Origin of the sequence: Faecalibacter macacae (genome assembly GCF_003687725.1) — a bacterium.
In the GTDB taxonomy this organism is placed as follows: domain Bacteria; phylum Bacteroidota; class Bacteroidia; order Flavobacteriales; family Weeksellaceae; genus Empedobacter; species Empedobacter macacae.
Genome location: NZ_RDOJ01000001.1, coordinates 102,715 through 125,119, shown reverse-complemented (window position 1 = coordinate 125,119; position 22,405 = coordinate 102,715). Strand labels below are relative to the sequence as shown.

The 22,405-nt window shown below is 34.4% G+C and carries 20 protein-coding genes and 4 tRNA genes; 3 read left to right on the top strand and 21 right to left on the bottom strand.

From position 1 onward, the window contains the following. Positions 1-46: 46 nt before the first annotated feature. Together EAH69_RS00570 and EAH69_RS00565 are read left to right on the top strand one after the other, a co-directional pair. Positions 47-1,555, top strand: a complete 1,509-nt coding sequence (locus tag EAH69_RS00570) for a Do family serine endopeptidase (RefSeq protein WP_121933258.1) — start codon at positions 47-49, stop codon at positions 1,553-1,555. A 140-nt stretch (positions 1,556-1,695) separates the two neighbouring features. Next, a complete protein-coding gene (locus EAH69_RS00565; RefSeq protein WP_121933257.1) occupies positions 1,696-2,178 on the top strand; it encodes a hypothetical protein in 483 nt (160 codons plus the stop codon). On the opposite strand, the gene EAH69_RS00560 is transcribed toward EAH69_RS00565, so the two are convergent. The 20 genes from EAH69_RS00560 to EAH69_RS00465 form a co-directional block, all read right to left on the bottom strand. Then, a complete protein-coding gene (locus EAH69_RS00560; protein WP_121933256.1) occupies positions 2,162-2,668 on the bottom strand; it encodes a hypothetical protein in 507 nt (168 codons plus the stop codon). The two genes, EAH69_RS00565 and EAH69_RS00560, sit on opposite strands and share 17 nt — an antisense overlap. 88 nt (positions 2,669-2,756) lie before the next feature. Beyond that, positions 2,757-4,076 (bottom strand): dihydrolipoamide acetyltransferase family protein, encoded by a 1,320-nt coding sequence (locus EAH69_RS00555; RefSeq protein WP_121933255.1) that lies wholly within the window; start codon positions 4,074-4,076, stop codon positions 2,757-2,759. Positions 4,077-4,315: 239 nt separating this feature from the next. Then, on the bottom strand, positions 4,316-4,606 hold the full coding sequence (locus tag EAH69_RS00550; RefSeq protein ID WP_121933254.1) for a DUF3467 domain-containing protein: 291 nt from the start codon (positions 4,604-4,606) through the stop codon (positions 4,316-4,318). Next, positions 4,606-8,880: a DNA-directed RNA polymerase subunit beta' gene (gene rpoC, locus EAH69_RS00545; protein ID WP_121933253.1), complete on the bottom strand. Its 4,275-nt coding sequence runs from the start codon at positions 8,878-8,880 to the stop codon at positions 4,606-4,608. The genes EAH69_RS00550 and rpoC overlap by 1 nt, the downstream gene beginning before the upstream one ends. 61 nt (positions 8,881-8,941) lie before the next feature. Continuing rightward, the gene (gene rpoB, locus EAH69_RS00540) at positions 8,942-12,784 is read right to left on the bottom strand and encodes a DNA-directed RNA polymerase subunit beta (RefSeq protein ID WP_121933252.1); all 3,843 of its coding nucleotides are present in this window, start codon (positions 12,782-12,784) and stop codon (positions 8,942-8,944) included. 101 nt (positions 12,785-12,885) lie between these two features. Further along, complete coding sequence (gene rplL, locus EAH69_RS00535; RefSeq protein ID WP_121933251.1) at positions 12,886-13,251, bottom strand: 50S ribosomal protein L7/L12; 366 nt, start codon at positions 13,249-13,251, stop codon at positions 12,886-12,888. A gap of 40 nt (positions 13,252-13,291) precedes the next feature. Further along, positions 13,292-13,822, bottom strand: a complete 531-nt coding sequence (rplJ, locus tag EAH69_RS00530) for a 50S ribosomal protein L10 (RefSeq protein WP_230466651.1) — start codon at positions 13,820-13,822, stop codon at positions 13,292-13,294. Between the two features lie 12 nt (positions 13,823-13,834). Further along, a complete protein-coding gene (gene rplA, locus EAH69_RS00525; RefSeq protein ID WP_121933250.1) occupies positions 13,835-14,530 on the bottom strand; it encodes a 50S ribosomal protein L1 in 696 nt (231 codons plus the stop codon). Between the two features lie 16 nt (positions 14,531-14,546). Beyond that, a complete protein-coding gene (gene rplK / locus EAH69_RS00520; protein ID WP_121933249.1) occupies positions 14,547-14,987 on the bottom strand; it encodes a 50S ribosomal protein L11 in 441 nt (146 codons plus the stop codon). Positions 14,988-15,059: 72 nt separating this feature from the next. Continuing rightward, positions 15,060-15,608: a transcription termination/antitermination protein NusG gene (nusG, locus tag EAH69_RS00515; RefSeq protein WP_121933248.1), complete on the bottom strand. Its 549-nt coding sequence runs from the start codon at positions 15,606-15,608 to the stop codon at positions 15,060-15,062. 38 nt (positions 15,609-15,646) lie between these two features. After that, on the bottom strand, positions 15,647-15,835 hold the full coding sequence (gene secE / locus EAH69_RS00510) for a preprotein translocase subunit SecE (RefSeq protein WP_121933247.1): 189 nt from the start codon (positions 15,833-15,835) through the stop codon (positions 15,647-15,649). 16 nt (positions 15,836-15,851) lie between these two features. Beyond that, positions 15,852-15,922: transfer RNA gene (locus EAH69_RS00505), tRNA-Trp, on the bottom strand. 65 nt (positions 15,923-15,987) lie between these two features. After that, positions 15,988-17,175, bottom strand: coding sequence for an elongation factor Tu (gene tuf / locus EAH69_RS00500; protein WP_121933246.1), 1,188 nt, complete (start codon positions 17,173-17,175; stop codon positions 15,988-15,990). A 157-nt stretch (positions 17,176-17,332) separates the two neighbouring features. After that, a tRNA-Gly gene (locus tag EAH69_RS00495) sits at positions 17,333-17,405 on the bottom strand. A 78-nt stretch (positions 17,406-17,483) separates the two neighbouring features. Next, positions 17,484-17,564 (bottom strand) — tRNA-Tyr (locus tag EAH69_RS00490). A 26-nt stretch (positions 17,565-17,590) separates the two neighbouring features. Next, positions 17,591-17,664: transfer RNA gene (locus EAH69_RS00485), tRNA-Thr, on the bottom strand. Between the two features lie 139 nt (positions 17,665-17,803). Next, on the bottom strand, positions 17,804-18,103 hold the full coding sequence (gene hpf / locus EAH69_RS00480; protein ID WP_121933245.1) for a ribosome hibernation-promoting factor, HPF/YfiA family: 300 nt from the start codon (positions 18,101-18,103) through the stop codon (positions 17,804-17,806). Positions 18,104-18,105: 2 nt separating this feature from the next. Further along, the gene (locus tag EAH69_RS00475) at positions 18,106-19,005 is read right to left on the bottom strand and encodes a tyrosine-type recombinase/integrase (protein WP_121933244.1); all 900 of its coding nucleotides are present in this window, start codon (positions 19,003-19,005) and stop codon (positions 18,106-18,108) included. An 85-nt stretch (positions 19,006-19,090) separates the two neighbouring features. Then, positions 19,091-19,285 carry a 30S ribosomal protein S21 gene (gene rpsU, locus EAH69_RS00470; protein WP_121933243.1) on the bottom strand — a complete coding sequence of 65 codons (195 nt, stop codon included), beginning with the start codon at positions 19,283-19,285 and terminating at the stop codon, positions 19,091-19,093. 68 nt (positions 19,286-19,353) lie between these two features. Next, the gene (locus EAH69_RS00465) at positions 19,354-20,496 is read right to left on the bottom strand and encodes an acyl-CoA dehydrogenase family protein (protein WP_121933242.1); all 1,143 of its coding nucleotides are present in this window, start codon (positions 20,494-20,496) and stop codon (positions 19,354-19,356) included. A 264-nt stretch (positions 20,497-20,760) separates the two neighbouring features. Between EAH69_RS00465 and EAH69_RS00460 the strand changes: the two genes are divergently transcribed. After that, entirely contained in the window at positions 20,761-21,396 is a 636-nt protein-coding gene (locus EAH69_RS00460) for an OmpW/AlkL family protein (RefSeq protein WP_121933241.1), read from the top strand. Between the two features lie 65 nt (positions 21,397-21,461). On the opposite strand, the gene EAH69_RS00455 is transcribed toward EAH69_RS00460, so the two are convergent. Beyond that, on the bottom strand, positions 21,462-22,370 hold the full coding sequence (locus EAH69_RS00455; protein ID WP_121933240.1) for a cation diffusion facilitator family transporter: 909 nt from the start codon (positions 22,368-22,370) through the stop codon (positions 21,462-21,464). Positions 22,371-22,405 lie beyond the last annotated feature (35 nt).

Below are 22,405 nucleotides of genomic sequence, written 5' to 3'. Positions count from 1 at the left end.
ATAAACAAAACAATAAAACTAAACTCAATTAATTTAATTTATCAAAATGAAAAAATATACAAACTACATGTTAGTAGGACTTATGAGTTCTATGACTACTTTAGGAGGTTTCTATTTATTACAAGATAAAATCGAAAATCCTTTAGTTACAAATGCAAATCAACAAAATGGAGATTTCGAATTTGTAGACTACAAAGGTAACTATAATTACAATGCCCCAAGTTTTGTGGATGCAGCAAATAAAACGGTAAATACTGTTGTTGCTGTAAACAATTACCAAGCGCAGTCTCAAAGACAACAAAGAGGAATGGATCCTTTTGATTTCTTCTTTGGTTTCCCAGAACAAAGACAACAAGGACGTGGACAACAATCAGAAGAAAATCAGCCAGCTGGATCTGGATCTGGGGTAATTATTTCGGCTGATGGTTACATTGTAACAAATAATCACGTAATTAAGGGTGCTAATAAAATTGAAGTTAAATTAAACAATCAAAAAACTTATACTGCCGATTTAATTGGATCTGATCCAAGTACAGATATTGCTTTATTAAAGATTGAAGACAAAGGTTTACCGTTCATCAAATTCGTAGATTCTGATGTAATTAACGTTGGTGATTGGGTTTTAGCTGTTGGTAATCCATTCGGTTTAAATTCTACTGTAACTGCAGGTATTATTTCTGCAAAAGGTAGAAGTATCAATTTATTAAGACAAAACTCTGATTCTCCAATCGAATCATTTATCCAAACGGATGCTGCTATTAATCCAGGAAACTCTGGTGGTGCATTAGTTAATGCAAACGGAGATTTAATCGGTATTAATACAGCTATTTCTTCACCAACTGGTTCTTACGCTGGTTACGGTTTTGCCGTTCCTGCAAACTTAGTGAAGAAAGTTGTTGAGGATATTAAAAAATACGGTTTAGTACAAAGAGGATATTTAGGAATCCAAGGTTTTGATTTATCTGATGACCAAGCAGTAAAAGCTTACAATGCTCAGGAAAAGAAAAATATTAAAACTGGTAAAGGAGTTATGGTTACAAATGTAACTAATAATGGTTCTGCAATTGATGCAGGAATTAAAAATGGAGATATTATTACAAGAATTGATGGGAAATCAATCAATACATTCTCTAACTTATCTTTCCAAATTGGTAGTAAACGCCCTGGAGATAAAGTAAACGTTACTGTTTTAAGAGATGGAAAAGAGCGTGATTTCACTTTAACTTTAAAAGATGCTAAAGGAAATGCTTCTACAAGAAGTAAAGCTGATTTAACTCCTGCTGAAGTTTTAGGAGCTACTTTTGAGCCATTAACAGAAAGACAAAAAGATAATTTCGGTATTAATTATGGAGTTATGGTTAAGGATATCGAACCAAATGGAAAATTAGCTGGAGCTGGTGTTCAAAAAGAATTTATCATCTTATCTATTAATGATAAAGAAGTTTCTTCTCAACAAGATATAGAGAAGATTTTAAAGAACCACAAAGGTCGTGTAAGTATTAAATTCGCTGATTTTTACGGTAGAATTTATACTAAAGGTTTCCAAATGGATTAAGTAAATACGATTCAAATTTAGATTTTTTATACAGAGGAAAAATCGGGCAATTGACTAAAAGCAATTGTCCGATTTTTATTTTGAATAATATCAGTCTTATAAATATTAATTCTTTAGCTGATAAATTGTAATTTTACAACATGAAGAGATTATTTGCATTATTATTCGTTTTGACTTCTTTCTTTGTTCATGCACAAAAGAAAACAACTCCATATTTTGTACTAAATGCTGGATATGAATATTGGAATGGAAATTATGGTCGACTTGGAACAGATTTATATTTAGTTCAGCCAAACGACAATATTTTCACAGTTAATGCAAATGTGAATTTAGGATACATGAAAGATAAATTTCGTGTAATTCCTGAAGTAGGATTTGGTTATTTATTTAACTTTAAAAATAATCCTGGAGATCCTTATTCAAGTAATATCAGTTCTGCTTTCTATACAGTACGCGCTGACATTTCTCCATGGACAATTACACCAAAAGTAGGTTTTGCTGTTTTAAGTTTGTTAGAGTTTAATGCAGGATATGCATTTGAATTTAGAGAATACGAAGACTTTAAGGATATGAATGGTTTCCGTGCTGGATTAACAATTCATCTTCCTACTCAGTTATTTTAGATTGCTTTTTATTAGATTTACGAAGCATTTTTAGATAAGAATACAATTCGGATGTTGAAGCATTTTCTTCGATAGAATTAACAACAAACATTCCTTTTTCTACATAAAAAAACATTGCACGATTTGGATCTACAATTTTGAAAGAATTTGTAATCCCATTGATTTTATTTTCTACCCAAGAAATTTTACAATCATTTAATTGAAAAACGTGAGATTCATTTCCCAATACATCTTCAAAATGAATTTCATTTTTATCAATATATAACACACCACTTCCTTGGAAAGTTTTCATCTTTAAAAATCTTCCTTGTGGTCTACCAATATTGTATCTAACTACCCATTTATCCGTAATGCTATTAGGTAACGCTTTTAAAATTTCTAACGTACTTTTTTCTCTCACTTTTGCATCCGAAACAGCTACAAAAAAGAAAATTGAACAGAATATAATAAATCCTAATAAGATAATAAGTAATGATATGAATGATCCCATAAATGAATAATAGCTTTGGTTTACTAAAGGTATAAAAAAACCTTTGACCGAAATCAAAGGTTTTGAAAATATTGTTAAGAAAAATCTATTAAGCTGGAGTATTAATATCAAAAGCCTCTAAGTATTCAGCTACTCGCTTTACAAACATACCCCCTAAAGCACCATCAACCACACGATGATCGTATGCATGAGATAAATACATCTTGTGACGAATACCAATAACATCACCTGTAGGAGTTTCTATAACTGCTGGTTTTTTAACAATTGCACCAACTGCTAAGATAGCAACTTGCGGTTGTGGAATAATTGGAGTTCCTAATACGTTTCCAAAAGTTCCAATGTTTGTAATAGTGTAAGTACCACCTTGGATATCTGTTGGCTTTAATTTGTTTCCTCTTGCACGTACAGCTAAGTCATTAACTTGTTTCGCCAAACCTGCTAAATTAAACTGATCTGCATTTTTAATAACTGGAACAATTAAATTTCCTGAAGGTAGAGCTGCTGCCATACCAATATTAATATTTTTTTTCTTAATGATTTTATCACCATCAACAGAAACATTAATCATTGGGAAATCTTGTATTGCACGTGTTACTGCATCTATAAAAATAGGCATGAAAGTAATTTTCTCTCCATGCTTTTTCTCGAATTCTTTTTTATTTTTTTCTCTCCATAACACTACGTTTGTCATATCAACTTCTACAAAAGATGTTACGTGTGGAGCAACTTGTTTTGCCGAAACCATGTTTTGCGCAATTAATTTACGCATTCTATCCATTTCGATAATTTCGTCTTCACCATCTATAAAAGCAACAGGTGGTTGAACTGGAGTAGCAGCAACAGGCGTATTAACCTTCGGAGTTTCAACTTTTATTGACTGTACACCGTTTGCACGATTAGTTAAATACTTTTTAATATCTTCTTTCGTTACTCGACCTGAAGCTCCAGTACCTGAAATTGAATCTAATTCAGTATCTGATATACCTTCTTCTTTGGCTATAGAACGAACTAATGGAGAATAGAATTTATCTGATTTAAAATCATCATTTTTTTGTGGTAATACAGATTTAATTTCTTGTTGAATTTCTTTCGCAGCTTCAACTACTTCTTTAGGAGTTTCGATTACAGTTTCTACAGATTTAACATCTTCTTGTTCTGTAACTGCACCTTCTACAGTTAATATAGCAATTGGTTCACCTACTTTAGCAATTCCATCAACTGGAACTAAAATTTCTTTTAATATTCCTGCTATTGGAGATGGAACATCAGAATCTACTTTATCCGTTGCAATCTCTACAACCGATTCGTCTTCAGTAATTGAATCACCAATATTTTTAATCCAATTTGTAACAGTAGCTTCCATTACACCTTCACCCATAGAAGGTAAAATTAATTTATAGTCAGACATTATATAATGTATTTAGCTTGTACTACAAATCTAATCATTTTTTTAAATGATTTCACAAAAGCATTCAAATTCTGTAATTTAAATTTTTAATGAATTAGCAATACATCTTTATTAATATTACGAAAACAATAAAACAACTTATTGATTTAGCTAATTAATTGTCATTATCGTAAAAAAGGCATAAAAAAAGCCGTTGGATATAAATCCAACGGCCTTATCTTATAAAAGCTTTAAATTAATTAAGCTTCGTAGTTTGCTGTACCGTTTTGTTGAGGTTGTTTAATCTCACCAAAATTGTTTTCGAATGTAGCTACATTTTCAGCTAATGAAGAAGCTAATTGTTTTGCTTGTAATGGAGATAAAATGATACGTGATTTTACGCTTGGTCTTGCACCTGGCATAAATTGTACGAAATCTACAACGAACTCAGATGCTGAGTGGTTGATGATTGCTCCTGTTGCATAAACTCCTTGAGCTACTAATTCGTTTAACTCGATGTTTAATCCTTCGTTTTGTTGATTTTCTGACATTATAATTCTTGTTTTGCGTTTATTAATTCCTCGTATTCACGGTTAGATCCTACGATTATGTCTTCATATTCTTTAAGACCTGTTCCAGCTGGAATTAAGTGACCAACGATAACATTTTCTTTCAATCCTCTTAAGTCATCAATTTTACCAGCAACTGCAGCTTCATTTAAAACTTTAGTTGTTTCCTGGAACGATGCCGCAGACATGAAAGATTTTGTTTGTAACGATGCTCTTGTAATACCTTGTAAAACTGCTTCAGCTGTTGCTGGCAATGCTTCACGAGCTGTTACTAAGTTCTTGTCTTCACGTTTTAATTTAGAGTTTTCATCACGTAACTCACGTGCAGTGATGATTTGTCCTGGATGTAATTCTGAAGAATCACCAGCATCTTCAACTACCTTCATACCGAATAAACGATCGTTTTCAACCATGAAGTCGTCTTTGTGCTCTAAACTATCTTCTAAGAAACGAGAATCTCCTGAGTCAACAATTCTAACCTTACGTAACATTTGACGTACGATGATTTCAAAGTGTTTATCGTCGATTTTTACCCCTTGTAAGCGGTAAACATCTTGAATTTCGTTTACTAAGTACTCTTGTACAGCTGTAGGTCCTTTAATTTTAAGGATATCTTCTGGAGTAATAGCTCCATCAGATAACGGCTCACCTGCACGGATAAAGTCATTTTCTTGAACTAAAATCTGAGCTGATAATTTAACTAAGTAACGACGGATTTCACCATTTTTAGATTCAACGATGATCTCACGGTTACCACGCTTAATTTTACCAAATGTTACAACACCATCCATCTCACAAACTACTGATGGGTTAGATGGATTACGAGCTTCTAATAACTCTGTAATACGAGGTAAACCTCCTGTAATATCCCCTGTCTTAGCAGATTTACGAGGGATCTTAACTAATACTTTACCTGCTTTAATTGAGTCACCGTCATTAACCATTAAGTGGGCACCAACTGGTAGGTTGTAAGTTTTTTCCTCTCCATCTGAAGTGATAACACGTAAAGCTGGAACTAATTTTTTGTTACGAGATTCAGAAATTACTTTTTCTTGGAATCCTGTCTGCTCATCGATTTCGATCTGGAATGTAATACCTTGCTCTAATTGTTCGTATTCAATACGTCCAGTAGATTCTGCAACAATTACCCCATTATATGAATCCCAGTTACCAATTTCTTGACCTTTAGTTACTTTAGCACCGTTATCTACAATTAAGATAGTACCATAAGCAATGTTAGTTGTTTGACGAACATTTCCTGAAGCGTCAATTAACTTCATCTCTGTAGAACGAGAAACAACAATATCAACGATATTACCCTCCTCTGTTTCAGATTTAACTGTACGTAAATCATCAAATTCTACAACACCATCTGCCTTAGCATTTAATGTATTTTGCTCAGAAACGTTTCCGGCTGTACCCCCAACGTGGAAAGTACGTAATGTTAACTGTGTACCAGGCTCACCAATAGATTGTGCAGCAACTACACCAACAGACTCACCTTTTTGTACAAGTTTACCTGTTGCTAAGTTACGTCCGTAACAGCTAGCACAGATACCTGTTTTAGCTTCACAAGTTAATGGAGAACGAACTTCTACAGTTTCAATTCCTGCAGCTTCAATAGCAGCAGCAATCTCTTCATTAATTAAGTCACCTGCAGCAGCAATTAAATTACCTGTTTCTGGATCATATACCTCTTGTAATGAAGTACGTCCTAAGATACGATCAGAAATCTTTTCAACAATTTCTTCTTTTTTCTTAAGAGCTGTAACTTCTAAACCTCTTAAAGTACCACAATCTTTAGACATTACGATAACGTCTTGAGCAACGTCAACTAAACGACGTGTTAAATATCCGGCATCGGCTGTTTTTAACGCAGTATCGGCAAGACCTTTACGTGCACCGTGCGAAGAAATAAAGTACTCTAAAATTGATAATCCTTCACGGAAGTTAGAAACAATTGGATTTTCAATGATGTCCCCTCCTGCTGAACCAGCTTTCTGAGGTTTTGCCATTAATCCACGCATACCTGATAACTGACGAATCTGCTCTTTAGAACCACGTGCTCCAGAATCAAGCATCATGAATACAGAGTTGAATCCTTGTTGGTCTTCAGTCATACGTTTCATTACAATTTCAGTTAAAGTTGCGTTTGTTGTTGTCCAAACATCAATAACCTGGTTGTAACGCTCGTTATTTGTAATAAGACCCATGTTATAGTTCATCTTGATGTTCTCTACTTGAGAGATTGCACCAGAGATAAGATCTTTCTTTTGTTCTGGGATTAAGATATCACCTAAAGAGAATGATAAACCACCTTCAAAGGCATTACGGTATCCTAAACCTTTCATATCGTCTAAGAACGCTGCCGTTGTAGGGAAATCAGTAATCTTGATGATTTTATTAATAATAGTACGTAACGATTTTTTCGTTAATACTTCATTAATGTATCCTACTTGTTTTGGTACAATTTGGTTAAATAATACACGTCCTACTGAAGTTTCGATAATTTTTGGTAATAATTCTTCACCTTCACGAACGATAGTTTTAACTTTAATCGCCGCATTTAAATCAATTGCTTTTTCGTTGTAAGCAATTTGAACTTCTTCATCAGAATAGAATGTTAATCCTTCACCTTTTACTTTTACTTCTTCTGTAGAGTAACGGATTTTAGTCATATAGTATAGACCAAGAACCATATCCTGAGAAGGTACAGTAATAGGAGAACCATTAGCAGGGTTTAAGATGTTTTGAGAAGCTAACATTAATAATTGTGCTTCTAAAACAGCCTCTGGTCCTAATGGTAAGTGAACGGCCATCTGGTCACCATCGAAATCGGCATTGAAGGCAGTACATACTAATGGGTGTAAACGAATTGCTTTACCTTCGATTAATTTCGGTTGGAATGCTTGGATACCTAAACGGTGTAACGTTGGGGCACGGTTTAATAAAACTGGGTGACCTTTAATTACATTTTCTAAAATATCCCAAACAACTGGCTCTTTTCTATCGATAATTTTCTTAGCAGACTTAACTGTTTTAACAATTCCACGCTCGATTAATTTACGAACTACGAATGGTTTATATAATTCAGCTGCCATATCTTTAGGTAAACCACACTCGTGTAATTTTAAAGTCGGTCCTACAACAATTACAGAACGAGCAGAATAATCTACACGTTTCCCTAATAAGTTTTGACGGAAACGACCTTGTTTACCTTTTAATGAATCAGATAATGATTTTAACGGACGGTTACCATCAGCTTTAACAGCAGATGCTTTACGCGTGTTATCGAATAATGAATCAACCGCTTCTTGTAACATACGTTTTTCATTACGTAAGATTACCTCTGGCGCTTTGATCTCCATTAATCGTTTTAAACGATTGTTACGGATAATTACACGACGATATAAATCATTTAAATCTGAAGTTGCGAAACGACCACCATCTAATGGAACTAATGGACGTAATTCTGGTGGAATAACCGGAATAACGCGCATTACCATCCATTCTGGACGGTTTACGTGGTGCATATTTGATTCACGTAACGACTCAACAACTTGTAAACGTTTTAACGCTTCAGTACGACGTTGTTTAGACGTTTCGTGGTGTGCTTTATGTCTTAATTCGTAAGATAACTCATCTAAATTAACTCTAGATAATAAATCTTCTAAAGCTTCAGCTCCCATTTTCGCAACGAACTTATTAGGATCTGTATCTTCTAAATATTGATTCTCGATTGGAAGAGTTTCTAAGATGTCTAAGTACTCTTCTTCAGATAAGAAATCTAATTTATTTAATTCTTCACCTTCTGGTCCTTTAGCGATACCTGGTTGGATTACAACATATCTTTCATAGTAAATTACCATGTCTAATTTCTTAGAAGGTAATCCTAAGATGTAACCAATTTTATTAGGAAGTGAACGGAAATACCAAATGTGTGCAATTGGAACAACTAAGTTAATATGTCCAATACGCTCACGACGAACTTTCTTTTCAGTAACTTCAACCCCACAACGGTCACAAACGATACCTTTATAGCGGATTCTTTTGTATTTTCCACAGGCACATTCGTAATCTTTTACAGGTCCAAAGATACGCTCACAGAATAACCCATCACGCTCTGGTTTGTGCGTTCTATAGTTAATCGTTTCAGGCTTTAAAACTTCACCTTTAGATTCTTGAAGAATCGATTCTGGAGAAGCTAACCCAATACGAATTTTTGAGAATTGACTTGTTTTGTTTTTTGTTGACATATAAAAATGTATCTAACAATATTATTATTATAACGAAATGGTAGAATAATAGGTTGCCCTATTATTCTTCCAAGTTTATGTCTAATCCAAGACCTTGTAACTCATGTAACAATACGTTAAATGATTCTGGAATACCAGGTTCTGGCATTGGCTCTCCTTTTACGATTGCTTCGTAAGTTTTAGCACGTCCGATTACGTCATCCGATTTAACAGTTAAGATTTCACGTAAGATATTAGCAGCACCGAATGCTTCTAATGCCCATACCTCCATCTCTCCAAAACGCTGACCTCCGAATTGTGCTTTACCTCCTAATGGTTGCTGTGTAATTAAAGAGTATGGTCCGATAGAACGCGCGTGCATTTTATCATCTACCATGTGTCCTAATTTCAGCATGTAAATTACACCAACTGTAGCTTTTTGAGCGAAACGCTCACCTGTATTACCGTCGTATAAGTACGTTGTACCGAAACGTGGTAATCCAGCTTCTTCAGTTAAGTCATCGATTTGTTCTGCAGTAGCACCATCGAAGATAGGTGTTGCGAACTTACGACCTAATTTCATACCAGCCCATCCTAATACCGTTTCATAAATCTGACCGATATTCATACGAGAAGGTACCCCTAATGGGTTAAGTACGATGTTTACAGGTGTTCCGTCTTCTAAGAAAGGCATATCTTCGTCACGAACGATACGAGCAACAATACCTTTGTTACCGTGACGTCCGGCCATTTTATCCCCTACTTTTAATTTACGTTTCTTAGCAATGTAAATTTTAGCTAATTTAACAATACCTGCTGGTAACTCATCACCAACTGAGATTGTGAAACGTTCACGGTTTAATGCACCTTGTAAGTCGTTGTACTTAATTTTATAGTTGTGTAATAACTCTTTTACTAATTCATTCTTGTCTTCATCAGTCGTCCACATTGTTTCAGCACCTGATAAGTTTAAGAATTCATCAACACTAGATAAGATTTTTTGAGTGTACTTAACTCCTTTCTTGATTACTTCCTCATTCAAGTCGTTGTATACACCTTGAGATGTTTTACCGTTTAATAAAACGTAAAGTTTTTCTAGTAAAATCTCTTTTAATTCATTGAATTTAACATCGTATTCAGCTTCGATGCTATCAATGATTGCCTTATCTTGAGAGCGTTTACGCTTATCTTTAATACTACGTGAAAATAATTTTTTGTCGATAACAACACCACGTAATGATGGAGATGCTTTTAATGAAGCGTCTTTTACATCACCTGCTTTATCTCCAAAGATTGCACGTAATAATTTTTCTTCTGGAGTTGGATCAGATTCTCCTTTTGGAGTAATCTTACCAATTAAGATATCACCAGGTTTAACTTCAGCACCGATACGGATCATACCGTTTTCGTCTAAGTCTTTAGTAGCCTCTTCAGAAACGTTAGGAATATCAGAAGTTAATTCTTCCATACCTAATTTAGTGTCACGTACATCTAATGAATACTCATCGATGTGGATAGAAGTAAACCAGTCCTCACGAACAGCTTTTTCAGAGATAACAATGGCATCCTCGAAGTTGTACCCTTGCCAAGGCATGAAGGCAACAACCATGTTACGACCAATTGCTAATTCTCCATTTTCAGTAGCATAACCTTCAGATAATACTTGACCTTTTTCTACTCTATCTCCAACTTTTACAATTGGTTTTAATGTAATAGTAGTACCTTGATTCGTTTTACGGAATTTAGTTAGGCTATAAGTTTTCTCTGCAATGTCAAAGCTTACTAACTCTTCGTCTTCAGAACGATCGTATTTAACTACGATTTTATTAGCATCTACGTAAGTTACGATACCGTCGCGATCAGCATTGTTTAAGATACGAGAATCTTTGGCAACTTGCTTCTCTAAACCTGTACCAACGATAGGTGCTTGTGGTTGTAATAATGGTACAGCCTGACGCATCATGTTAGATCCCATTAACGCACGGTTAGCATCATCGTGCTCTAAGAATGGAATTAAAGATGCTGAAATAGAAGCGATCTGGTTTGGAGCTACGTCCATTAAATCTACTTCAGATGGCTCTACAACTGGGTAATCACTGTCTTCACGAGCAGTAACACGTTCAGTTAAGATTTGTCCATTATCAGCTATATCAACGTTTGCTTGTGCAATAACTTTTTCCTCTTCCTCTTCTGCAGATAAATAGATTGGTTCTGACCCTAAATCAACGATACCATTTTCTACTTTGTGGTAAGGAGTTTCAATGAAACCTAAGTTATTTACTTTCGCAAATACACATAAAGATGAAATTAAACCAATGTTTGGTCCCTCAGGAGTTTCAATTGGACATAAACGACCATAGTGTGTATGGTGAACGTCACGTACCTCGAATCCTGCTCTCTCACGAGATAAACCTCCTGGTCCTAATGCCGATAAACGACGTTTGTGTGTAATCTCTGATAATGGATTCGTTTGGTCCATGAACTGAGATAACTGGTTCGTACCAAAGAAAGAGTTAATAACAGATGATAATGTTTTCGCGTTGATTAAGTCAATCGGCGTAAACACCTCATTGTCACGAACGTTCATTCTTTCGCGGATAGTTCTAGCCATACGAGCTAAACCTACACCGAATTGAGAAGCCATTTGCTCTCCAACTGTACGTACACGACGGTTTGATAAGTGGTCGATATCATCTACCTCTGCTTTAGAGTTGATTAATTCAATCAAATATTTAATGATAGAGATAATATCCTCTTTCGTTAATACTTGAATTTCGTCCGAAATATTTAAACCTAATTTTTTATTTAATCGGTAACGACCTACTTCACCTAATGAGTATCGTTGATCAGAGAAGAATAATTTTTCAATGATTCCACGTGCTGTCTCCTCATCTGGTGGCTCAGCGTTACGTAATTGTCTATAGATATACTCTACTGCCTCTTTTTCAGTGTTAGTAGGGTCTTTTTGTAAAGTGTTGTGGATAATGCTGTAATCAGCAGAATTAATATCCTCTTTGTGTAATAAGATTGTTTTAACCCCTGAATCAACGATTTGATCGATGTGATCTTTTTCGATGATAGTTTCACGATCTAAAATAATCTCATTACGCTCAATAGATACTACTTCACCAGTATCTTCATCTACGAAATCTTCATGCCATGTGTTTAATACACGAGCAGCTAACTTACGTCCAATCGCTTTCTTTAAGTTTGCTTTATTAACTTTAACTTCTTCAGCTAAGTCGAAAATCTCTAAGATGTCTTTATCTCTTTCGTAACCAATTGCACGTAATAAAGTCGTAAGAGGTAATTTTTTCTTACGATCGATGTATGCGTACATTACGCTATTGATATCAGTAGCAAATTCAATCCATGATCCTTTGAATGGGATGATACGAGATGAATATAATTTCGTACCATTAGCATGGAAAGATTGACCGAAGAAAACACCAGGAGAACGGTGTAATTGTGAAACGATTACACGTTCTGCACCATTGATGATAAACGATCCTGAAGGAGACATGTAAGGAATAGTTCCTAAGTACACGTCTTGTACTACAGTTTCGAAATCTTCGTGCTCATCATCTGTACAGTAAAGTTTTAGACGAGCTTTTAATGGCACGCTGTAAGTTAATCCTCTTTCAATACACTCATCAATTGTGTAACGAGGTGGATCTACGAAGTAGTCCAAAAATTCTAAAACAAACTGATTGCGAGTATCCGTGATTGGAAAATTCTCAGCAAATGTTCTGTATAGACCCTCGTTTCCACGTTGGTCTGGTCTTGTTTCCAACTGGAAAAAATCTTCAAAAGATTTAATCTGTATGTCAAGGAAATCAGGGAACTGAGCTACTGCTTTAGCAGATGAAAAACTCAATCTTTGCTTTTTCTCAGTCGAGTTGTTTGTTGTTGCTTTAGTGGCCAATTTCGAATGAATTTTGGTTTATATAATGACTTTATGCGTAAAAAGGTTAAGACCTTTCACTAGCTGTGAAGGTCCTAACCTATATCTTGTTGGAAGTAAAATTACTTTAATTCAACTACTGCACCAGCTTCTTCAAGCTGTTTCTTTAAAGCTTCAGCTTCGTCTTTAGAAACTGCTTCTTTAACTACTGCTGGAACTGAATCAACTAAATCTTTAGCTTCTTTTAATCCTTTACCAGTTAATTCTTTAACTAATTTAACAACACCTAATTTAGATGCACCTGCGTCTTTTAAGATTACGTCGAATTCTGATTGCTCTTCTGCAGCTTCAGCTCCACCAGCAGCAACAACAACTGCAGCAGCAGCTGGTTCGATTCCGTACTCGTCTTTTAAGATTGTAGATAATTCGTTAACTTCTAATACTGTTAAGTTTACTAACTCTTCAGCTAATTTTTTTAAATCTGCCATTTTGTTTTTTTTACTTTATTATATAATATATGAGTGCGTCTTATTCAGCTGCAGCAACTTCTTCAGTTGATTCTGCAGTAGATGCATTTTCTTTGTTCTCTAATTGAGAAACAACAGTCTTGATTGGAGACTGAAGTAACATTACGATATCCGCGATTAATTCTTCACGAGATTTTAATGCTACTAATTGAGGTAATTTATCATCACCAACAAATACGTTATCTTCAATCCATGCACCTTTTAATAAAGGTTTTTCAGCCTTCTTTCTGAAAGTATCGATTACTTTAGCAGGAGCGTTTCCTACTTCAGCAGTCATTAATGCAGTGTTACCTTTTAAAGATCCATAAAGTTCTTCGAAGTTCTTGTCTTCGACGTTCTCCATAGCTTTCTTTAATAAAGTGTTTTTTACAACGCGTAAAGATACATTGCTTTTGAAACATGCTCTTCTTAATTCAGTAGAATTAACAGCGTTTAATCCTTCGATATCTGCTAAATAGATAATTTTTGAAGAATCTAAAACACCTTGTAATTCTGCGATCATAGATGCTTTATCTTGTTTTGTCATTGCCATAGTCTACTAATTTTAAGCGTTTGCACTTTTTGGATCAACTGGAACTCCTACTGACTGAGTTGTAGAAAGCGTGATGCTTTTTACGTAAGTACCTTTAGCAGCAGTTGGTTTTAATTTAATTAAAGTTTGAACTAATTCGTTCGCATTTTCTTTAATTTGATTAGCATCGAAAGATACTTTACCAATTCCTGCATGGATGATACCGTAACGGTCTACTTTGAAATCAATTTTACCTGCTTTTACTTCAGCAACAGCTTTACCAACTTCTAAAGTAACAGTACCTGATTTTGGGTTAGGCATTAAACCACGTGGTCCTAAGACACGTCCTAATGGTCCTAATTTACCCATAACAGCTGGCATTGTAACGATAACGTCAACATCTGTCCAACCTTCTTTAATCTTTTGTAAGTACTCGTCTAATCCAACATAATCAGCACCTGCAGCTTTAGCTTCTGCTTCTTTATCTGGAGTAACTAATGCTAATACTTTAACATCTTTCCCTGTTCCGTGAGGTAATGAAACTACACCACGAACCATTTGGTTTGCTTTCTTAGGATCTACTCCTAAACGAACAGCGATATCTACTGATGCATCAAACTTTGCGTAGTTAACTTCTTTTACTAATGAAGATGCTTCTTCAATTGAGTATAATTTGTTTTTTTCTACTTTAGCTTGTGCTTCCTTTTGTCTTTTTGTCAACTTTGCCATGTCTAAATGTTTTTAATTATTCTGGAGCTTGACCACCTTTTACAGTTATACCCATAGAACGTGCAGTTCCAGCAATCATTTTCATTGCAGACTCGATAGTAAAACAGTTCATATCTGCTAACTTGTCCTCAGCAATAGTTTTTACTTGATCCCAAGTAACAGTACCAACTTTTTGACGGTTTGGAACACCAGAAGCTTTCTTTAAATTCGCAGCATCCATTAACTGTACAGCAGCCGGTGGAGTTTTAATTACGAAATCAAATGATTTATCTTGATACACAGTAATAACAACAGGCAAAACTGCCCCTTGTTTATCTTGTGTACGTCCGTTAAATTGCTTACAAAACTCCATAATGTTAACACCAGCAGCACCTAAAGCAGGACCTACTGGAGGTGAAGGATTTGCTTGTCCTCCTTTAACTTGAAGTTTTACAACTTTTTCAATTTTTTTTGCCATTTTTTTTATCTTAAAATTAAGCGTTATGTGGAAGCAGCCTAAATTTATTCTACTTTAAATTTTGTTGAAAGATTATACTATCTTCTCAACTTGGTTGAAGTTTAACTCTAAAGGTGTTTTTCTTCCGAAGATTAAAACCATTACCTCTAATTTGCGTTTGTCTTCAATAATTTTTTCAACAGTTCCGTTGAATCCGTTGAAAGCACCATCAATTACCTTAACAGTCTCACCAATGATATATTGTGTCATGTAAGAGTTATCTACATTTACAGCTAATTCATCAGCAATACCTAACATACGGTTCACCTCTGATTGTCTCATTGGAACAGGATCACCACCTTTAGTTGCACTTAAGAAACTAATAACTCCTGAGATATTTTTGATAACGTGAGGAACTTCACCTTGTAAGGCTGCCTCAATCATCACATAACCAGGAAAGTGTACTTTCTCCTTTTGATATTTTTTACCGTTTCTAGTTTGAATCACTTTTTCCATAGGAACAACAATCTGTCCTATATAATCATTCAAATTTTGGTATTGAATTTCTCTTTCAATATAATCTTTAACCTTAAGCTCTTGACCAGCTACAGTTTTGATCACATACCATTTTTTATCACTCATGATTCTTCTATTACTGAACGGGTAATTTGTTTAAACAATTAAAATGCGCTATAAATAACATCTAATAACTTAGCAAAAGATGTATCTACCGCATACAAAAATATAGCTAACAAAACTGTAGCTATTGCAACAATTAATGTATCTTGTTGTAGTTTAGAGAATGATGGCCATGTCACATTATCTTTAAACTCCACATAAGATTCTTTAATGTAATTTACGATTTTCATATCGTTGTGAAATTAGCACGGGCACAAGGATTCGAACCCTGATCAACGGTTTTGGAGACCGCTATTCTACCATTGAACTATGCCCGTAGAATAAAAAGAGTGGTAGTCTATGAAGACTACCACGTCTTCTGATTATATTTTTAAACTAATAATTAGTCTAAGATTTCAGTTACCTGACCAGCACCAACTGTACGTCCACCTTCACGGATTGCGAAACGTAAACCTTCGTTTAATGCGATTGGTTGTAATAATTCAACTGTAATAGTTAAGTTATCTCCTGGTAATACCATCTCAACACCTTCTGGTAAAGAGATTTCTCCTGTTACGTCAGTTGTACGTACGTAGAACTGTGGACGGTAACGGTTGTGGAATGGAGTGTGACGACCACCTTCTTCTTTAGTTAAGATATAAACCTCAGCTTTGAATTTTTTGTGTGGAGTTACAGATCCAGCCTTAGCGATAACCATACCACGACGGATATCAGCTTTATCAATACCTCTTAATAAGATACCTACGTTATCACCAGCTTCACCACGATCTAAGATCTTACGGAACATCTCAACCCCAGTTACAGTAGAAGTTAATTTTTCTTCTCCCATACCTACGATATCAACTGCATCACCTGTATTGATAACACCTGCTTCGATACGTCCTGTAGCTACAGTACCACGTCCTGTAATAGAGAATACGTCTTCGATTGGCATTAAGAATGGCTTTTCAGAGTCACGAACTGGCTCTTCAATCCACTCATCAACAGAAGCCATTAAGCTTAATACAGTTTCAACCCATTGAGGCTCACCGTTTAAAGCTCCTAAAGCAGATCCTTGGATAACTGGAGTGTTATCTCCGTCATACTCGTAAGAAGATAATAAATCCCTTACTTCCATATCAACTAACTCTAATAACTCAGCATCGTCAACCATATCAACTTTGTTTAAGAAAACAACGATACGAGGAACGTTTACCTGGCGACATAATAAGATGTGCTCACGAGTTTGAGGCATTGGACCATCAGTAGCAGCTACTACTAAGATACCACCATCCATTTGTGCAGCTCCTGTAACCATGTTCTTTACGTAATCCGCGTGACCTGGACAGTCAACGTGAGCGTAGTGACGGTTTGCAGTTTCGTACTCTACGTGAGATGTATTAATTGTAATACCTCTTTCTTTTTCTTCTGGTGCGTTATCGATTTGATCAAAAGCTTTTGCTTCTGAGAATCCAGCATCAGCTAATACTTTAGTAATCGCTGCAGTCAAAGTTGTTTTACCGTGGTCAACGTGACCAATAGTACCAATATTTAAGTGCGGCTTATTACGGTTAAAAGTTTCCTTTGCCATTTTACTTTTTTATTAATTTCTATTGTTATACTTAAAATAAATATTATATCTAAAAATGATATTTTACACATCACGCCTTAGATAAAGTATTTCACTTTGAAGAGCTCATGATAAAATTCATTTACCTGCAAGCGCTCAACCTTTGTATAAAAAGTTGAGCGGGAAACGAGACTCGAACTCGCAACATTCAGCTTGGAAGGCTGACGCTCTACCAATTGAGCTATTCCCGCATACTTCATTTAAAGCTTTGCAAATTTAATCATTAATTTAAATTAACAAAACCTTTTATGATTAAAATTAAGTTAATGTGGGGAGAGCAGGATTCGAACCTGCGAAGGTTACCCAACGGATTTACAGTCCGTCCTCGTTGGCCGCTTGAGTATCTCCCCGCTAAATTACTTAATTTTTCTTTTCGAGCCGATGGAGGGATTCGAACCCACGACCTGCTGATTACAAATCAGCTGCTCTGGCCAACTGAGCTACATCGGCGAAAAATCTATTGTTTCAAAAGAACAGTCCGTTAGATAGAGCAATGTACTTCTCTTTGTTTAACGGACTGCAAATTTACGCTGTTTTTTGAATAATCCAAATTTTTTTGAAAAATAATTTAGATTTTTTTTGAGATTTTTTATCTCTCGCTTACCTTTTCTTTTTTACGAACAATTAGCTTTTTTAATGTATCTACCGACAAATCAATGCATTCCTCGAATGATTGTCCGCATTTTTTTACAACAATATCATCACCTGGTACTTCTAAAATAATATCAACACATTTATCATTTTTATCAGAAGAATTCTCCACTTTCATGGTTACTTGTGCAGAAATGATCTTATCTGATAACGTTTCTAACTTTGATAATTTCTTTCCTAAATACTCCTCTAAACCTGGTTTAAAATCGAAGCCTACTGCTTGTACATTAATTGTCATAGTTACTCTTTTTTTTGCTCACGTGGGTGAGCTTGATTAAACACTTTTTTAAGATTTTCTATGCTACCATGTGTATAAACCTGAGTTGACGACAAACTTGAATGCCCTAATAAATCTTTTACAGCATTCAGATCCGCACCGGAATCTAACATATGGGTTGCAAAAGAATGCCTCAACATATGAGGACTTTTCTTATGTTTTACACTTATTAAACTAAGATAGTATTTTACTTTGGAATAAACAAGAGTATCATACAATGGTTTATCCTTTAATGTAACAAATAAATTTGGCGTAGCGATTAAGTTAAACTTCAGTTTTTGTTGCTTGTAAATTTCAATTTCCTGCAATAAATATTTAGATATAGGCACTAATCGCTCTTTATTCCTCTTTCCTAATACTTTTATAGAACATTGGATTGCATCTATATCAGATTCCTTCAGATTTATTAATTCGGCACGACGAATACCTGTTTGATACAACAAATCAATCATTAATCTATCTCTAACTCCATCAAAGTCTTTTGTAAAATATTCTTCCGTATCTAACAATGTACTTATCTCTTGCTCTGTAAAAGGAACAACTACTTCCTTTTTACGCTTCATCGAATGAACCTGTTCTATTGGATTAATTAATAAGATCTTTTCTTTGACTAAATATTTATAAAAACTACGAAGTGTACTTAATTTTCTATTGATTGTTTTTTCTGATTTATTTAATTGTGAAAGAGACATTACAAATGCACGAATATGTGTTTTTTTTGCGTCATGTATATTCTCATTTCCCTCTTCCTGGGAATAGAATGTAATAAAATCTTGTAAATCTTTTTGATAACTCGTTATAGTAAGTGAAGAATAGTTCTTTTCGAGCGCTAAATAATCTAAGAATCGTTGAGTATATTCCATAAAAAAACCTATTTATCAAAGATAAAACTTTAACAAATAGGTTTACAGAAAATCAATAGATTTCCTATTATTTTTTTTGTGACAATTAAGCCTCTTCTTTAGCTAATAAAGATTGCTTGTAGATTGCTCTACTCATCTTAATTCTGTTTGCAACAGATGGCTTAGTGAATTGCTGACGTGCTCTTAATTGACGTACAGTTCCTGTTTTGTCAAATTTTCTTTTGTATTTTTTAAGAGCTCTTTCAATTGACTCTCCGTCTTTTACTGGTATAATCAACATAATTTTATCTATTTCTTTTTAAGAATGCAAATATACAACTCTTTAATAATTAAACAAATCCTTTTTAATTAATCTTTTAAAATATTTCGTCCAATTACTAATTTTTGTATTTCAGTAGTCCCCTCACCTATCGTACATAACTTAGAATCACGGTAGAATTTCTCTACAGGGAAATCCTTTGTATATCCATATCCACCAAACACTTGCACTGCGTCATTAGCTATTTTAACACAAGCTTCAGATGCATAATATTTAGCCATAGCACCTTCTGTAGCCATTGGTAAATGATTATTTTTTAAGTATGATGCTTTTCTAATTAATAATTCAGAAGCTTCAATTTCTGTAGCCATTTCTGCTAATTTGAAATTTACTGCTTGGAAGTTTGCGATTGCCTGACCAAATTGGTGACGTTCTTGTGCATATTTTAAAGCTGCTTTATAAGCACCTTTTGCAATACCTAAAGATAATGCAGCAATAGAAATACGTCCGCCATCTAAGATTTTTAAAGCTTGTTTAAAACCTTCTCCTACTTCTCCTAAACGATTTGCATCTGAAACACGAACATTGTCAAAGATTAACTCTGCAGTTTCTGAGGCACGCATTCCTAATTTATTTTCTTTTTTACCTGATGTAAAACCTGGTGTTCCTTTCTCTATAACAAAAGCTGTTGCGTTATTTTTTGCTCCTTTTTCTCCGGTACGAGTCATAACTACAGCTACATCTCCAGAAATTGCATGTGTAATAAAGTTTTTTGCTCCATTAATCACCCACTCATCACCATCTTTTACAGCCGTTGTAGACATACCTCCTGCATCAGATCCTGTATTATGCTCAGTTAATCCCCAAGCACCAATCCATTCTGCAGTTGCTAATTTTGGCAACCATCGTTGTTTTTGCTCTTCATTTCCGAAAGCTAAAATATGATTAGTACATAAAGAATTGTGTGCTGCAACAGATAATCCGATAGATGGATCTACTTGTGAAATTTCATCAACAATAGTAACATATTCATCATAAGATAATCCGCTTCCTCCGTATTCTTCCGGAACAACGATTCCCATGAATCCCATTTTACCTAATTCTTTGAAACATTCTACAGGGAAGGTTTGTGCTTCGTCCCATTCCATAATATTAGGGCGAATGTATTGCTCTGCAAACTCTCTTGCTGACTGAGCTACTAACTTTAAGTTTTCGTTTTCTAAATAATTCATTCTTTTGTTCGGTTTGATAATACCAAATTTAACAAAATATAATCAACTGCAAAATTAATGCAATAGTTATAAAAAGGATAAAAATGTCTTAATTATTTATAATGAGTAAAAATAACTGATTATCAGCGCATTAATATAACAAATCAGCTATACTAATTCTATGAAATGAATCATATCGTGAAATGATTTTTGACATTTTAACTCGGATAAAATTATCCGAGATTTGCTTCAAACAAAAATACTAACGACGAAATAAAATATAACATGAAAAAATATTTAATACTTGCGACACTATTAGGATCAGTAGTAACATTTGCTCAAAATGCTGGTGAATTACATATGAGAGTTCGTGCAACTGGAGTTGTTCCAATGGAAAATGCAACAGTAGGTGCTATTGGAGGAAACGTAGAGGTAACAAATAACTTAATTCCGGAAGTAGATTTCACTTATTATTTCACAAAAAATGTAGCAGCCGAATTAATTTTAGGTACTTCTAAACACGAAGTTGTTGCTACGAATACATCTTTAGGTAATATAGATTTAGGTCGTGTAATGTTATTACCTCCAACTTTAAATTTACAATATCACTTTTACCCAACTCAAAAATTAAAACCTTACGTAGGTTTAAGTGCTAACTATACAATATTCTACGATCAAGGTCAAGGAAAAGGAAGACATGCAGCAGTAACAGATGTAGATTACGAAAATGCATTTGGATACGGTTTTCAATTAGGATTTGATTATAAAATCACTGATAAAATGTACTGGAACGTTGACGTGAAGAAATTATATATGGATACAGACGTAGCTGTAGGAACTACATTAGGAGTTGAAGTACCAGCAGCAGTAGATTTAAATCCATGGTTAATCAGTACTGGTATTGGATTTAAATTATTCTAATCATTTTTTTCTAACTATATATTCAAACAATAAAAAAGAGAACTACTTAATTGGAGTTCTCTTTTTTACTTTTTAAAGTTTTTATAATATTCTTCTATCGAAAGAAAATCTGGTTCTATATGCACTAAAACATCTTGTACTTGAGGAATTTCTTCCATCACACGATCTTTAATTAAATGACTAATTGCATGACCTTCTGCTACCGAAAGGCTACCTCTTACTACAGCATGCATATCTACAAAATAAACCATTCCTGATTTTCGAATTACACATTTTTCAACAGCTTTTACGCCTGGAACTTTACGAGCAATTACTTTTATATCTTCATTTTCTTTACCATATAAATCTTCATCCATAATTTCTCCTAAAGCAGGACGCAAAATTTTATATGCATTGAAAATGATAAAACCTGAAGCTAAAAGCGCTGTAACATCATCAGCTATTTCCCATCCATCTCCCATCACTAAAGAAACTGTAATACCAACAAAAGCCATTAAAGATGTAATTGCATCTGAACGATGATGCCAAGCATCTGCTTTTAAAGCAGAACTATTGGTTTCTTTACTTTTTTTCATAACATAATGAAAAGAAGCTTCTTTAAAAAGAATAATTCCTCCAAGAATTAATAAAGTAAATGGTTTTGGGCTTTCATGAGGAGTGAAAATATTATGGAAACTTTCGTAAGCAATTACACAAGCAGCTACAATTAAAGATAAAACAACTAAAAAAGTAATTAAAGCTTCAGCTTTTCCATGTCCGTATGGGTGATTCTCATCTGCAGGTCGAGATGAATATTTTAATCCTAAAAAAACTAAGATTGATGAAAAAACATCAGTTGTTGATTCTATTCCATCTGCGATTAATGCATAAGAATTTCCGAAATAACCACCTAAAAATTTAATAGCAGCTAAACAAGCATTTCCTAAAATGCTGAATATAGAAGCGTTTATAGCGGTTTCTGAATTTTTACTCATTGTCAAAAAAAAAAAAGCCCTGCAATTGCAGGGCT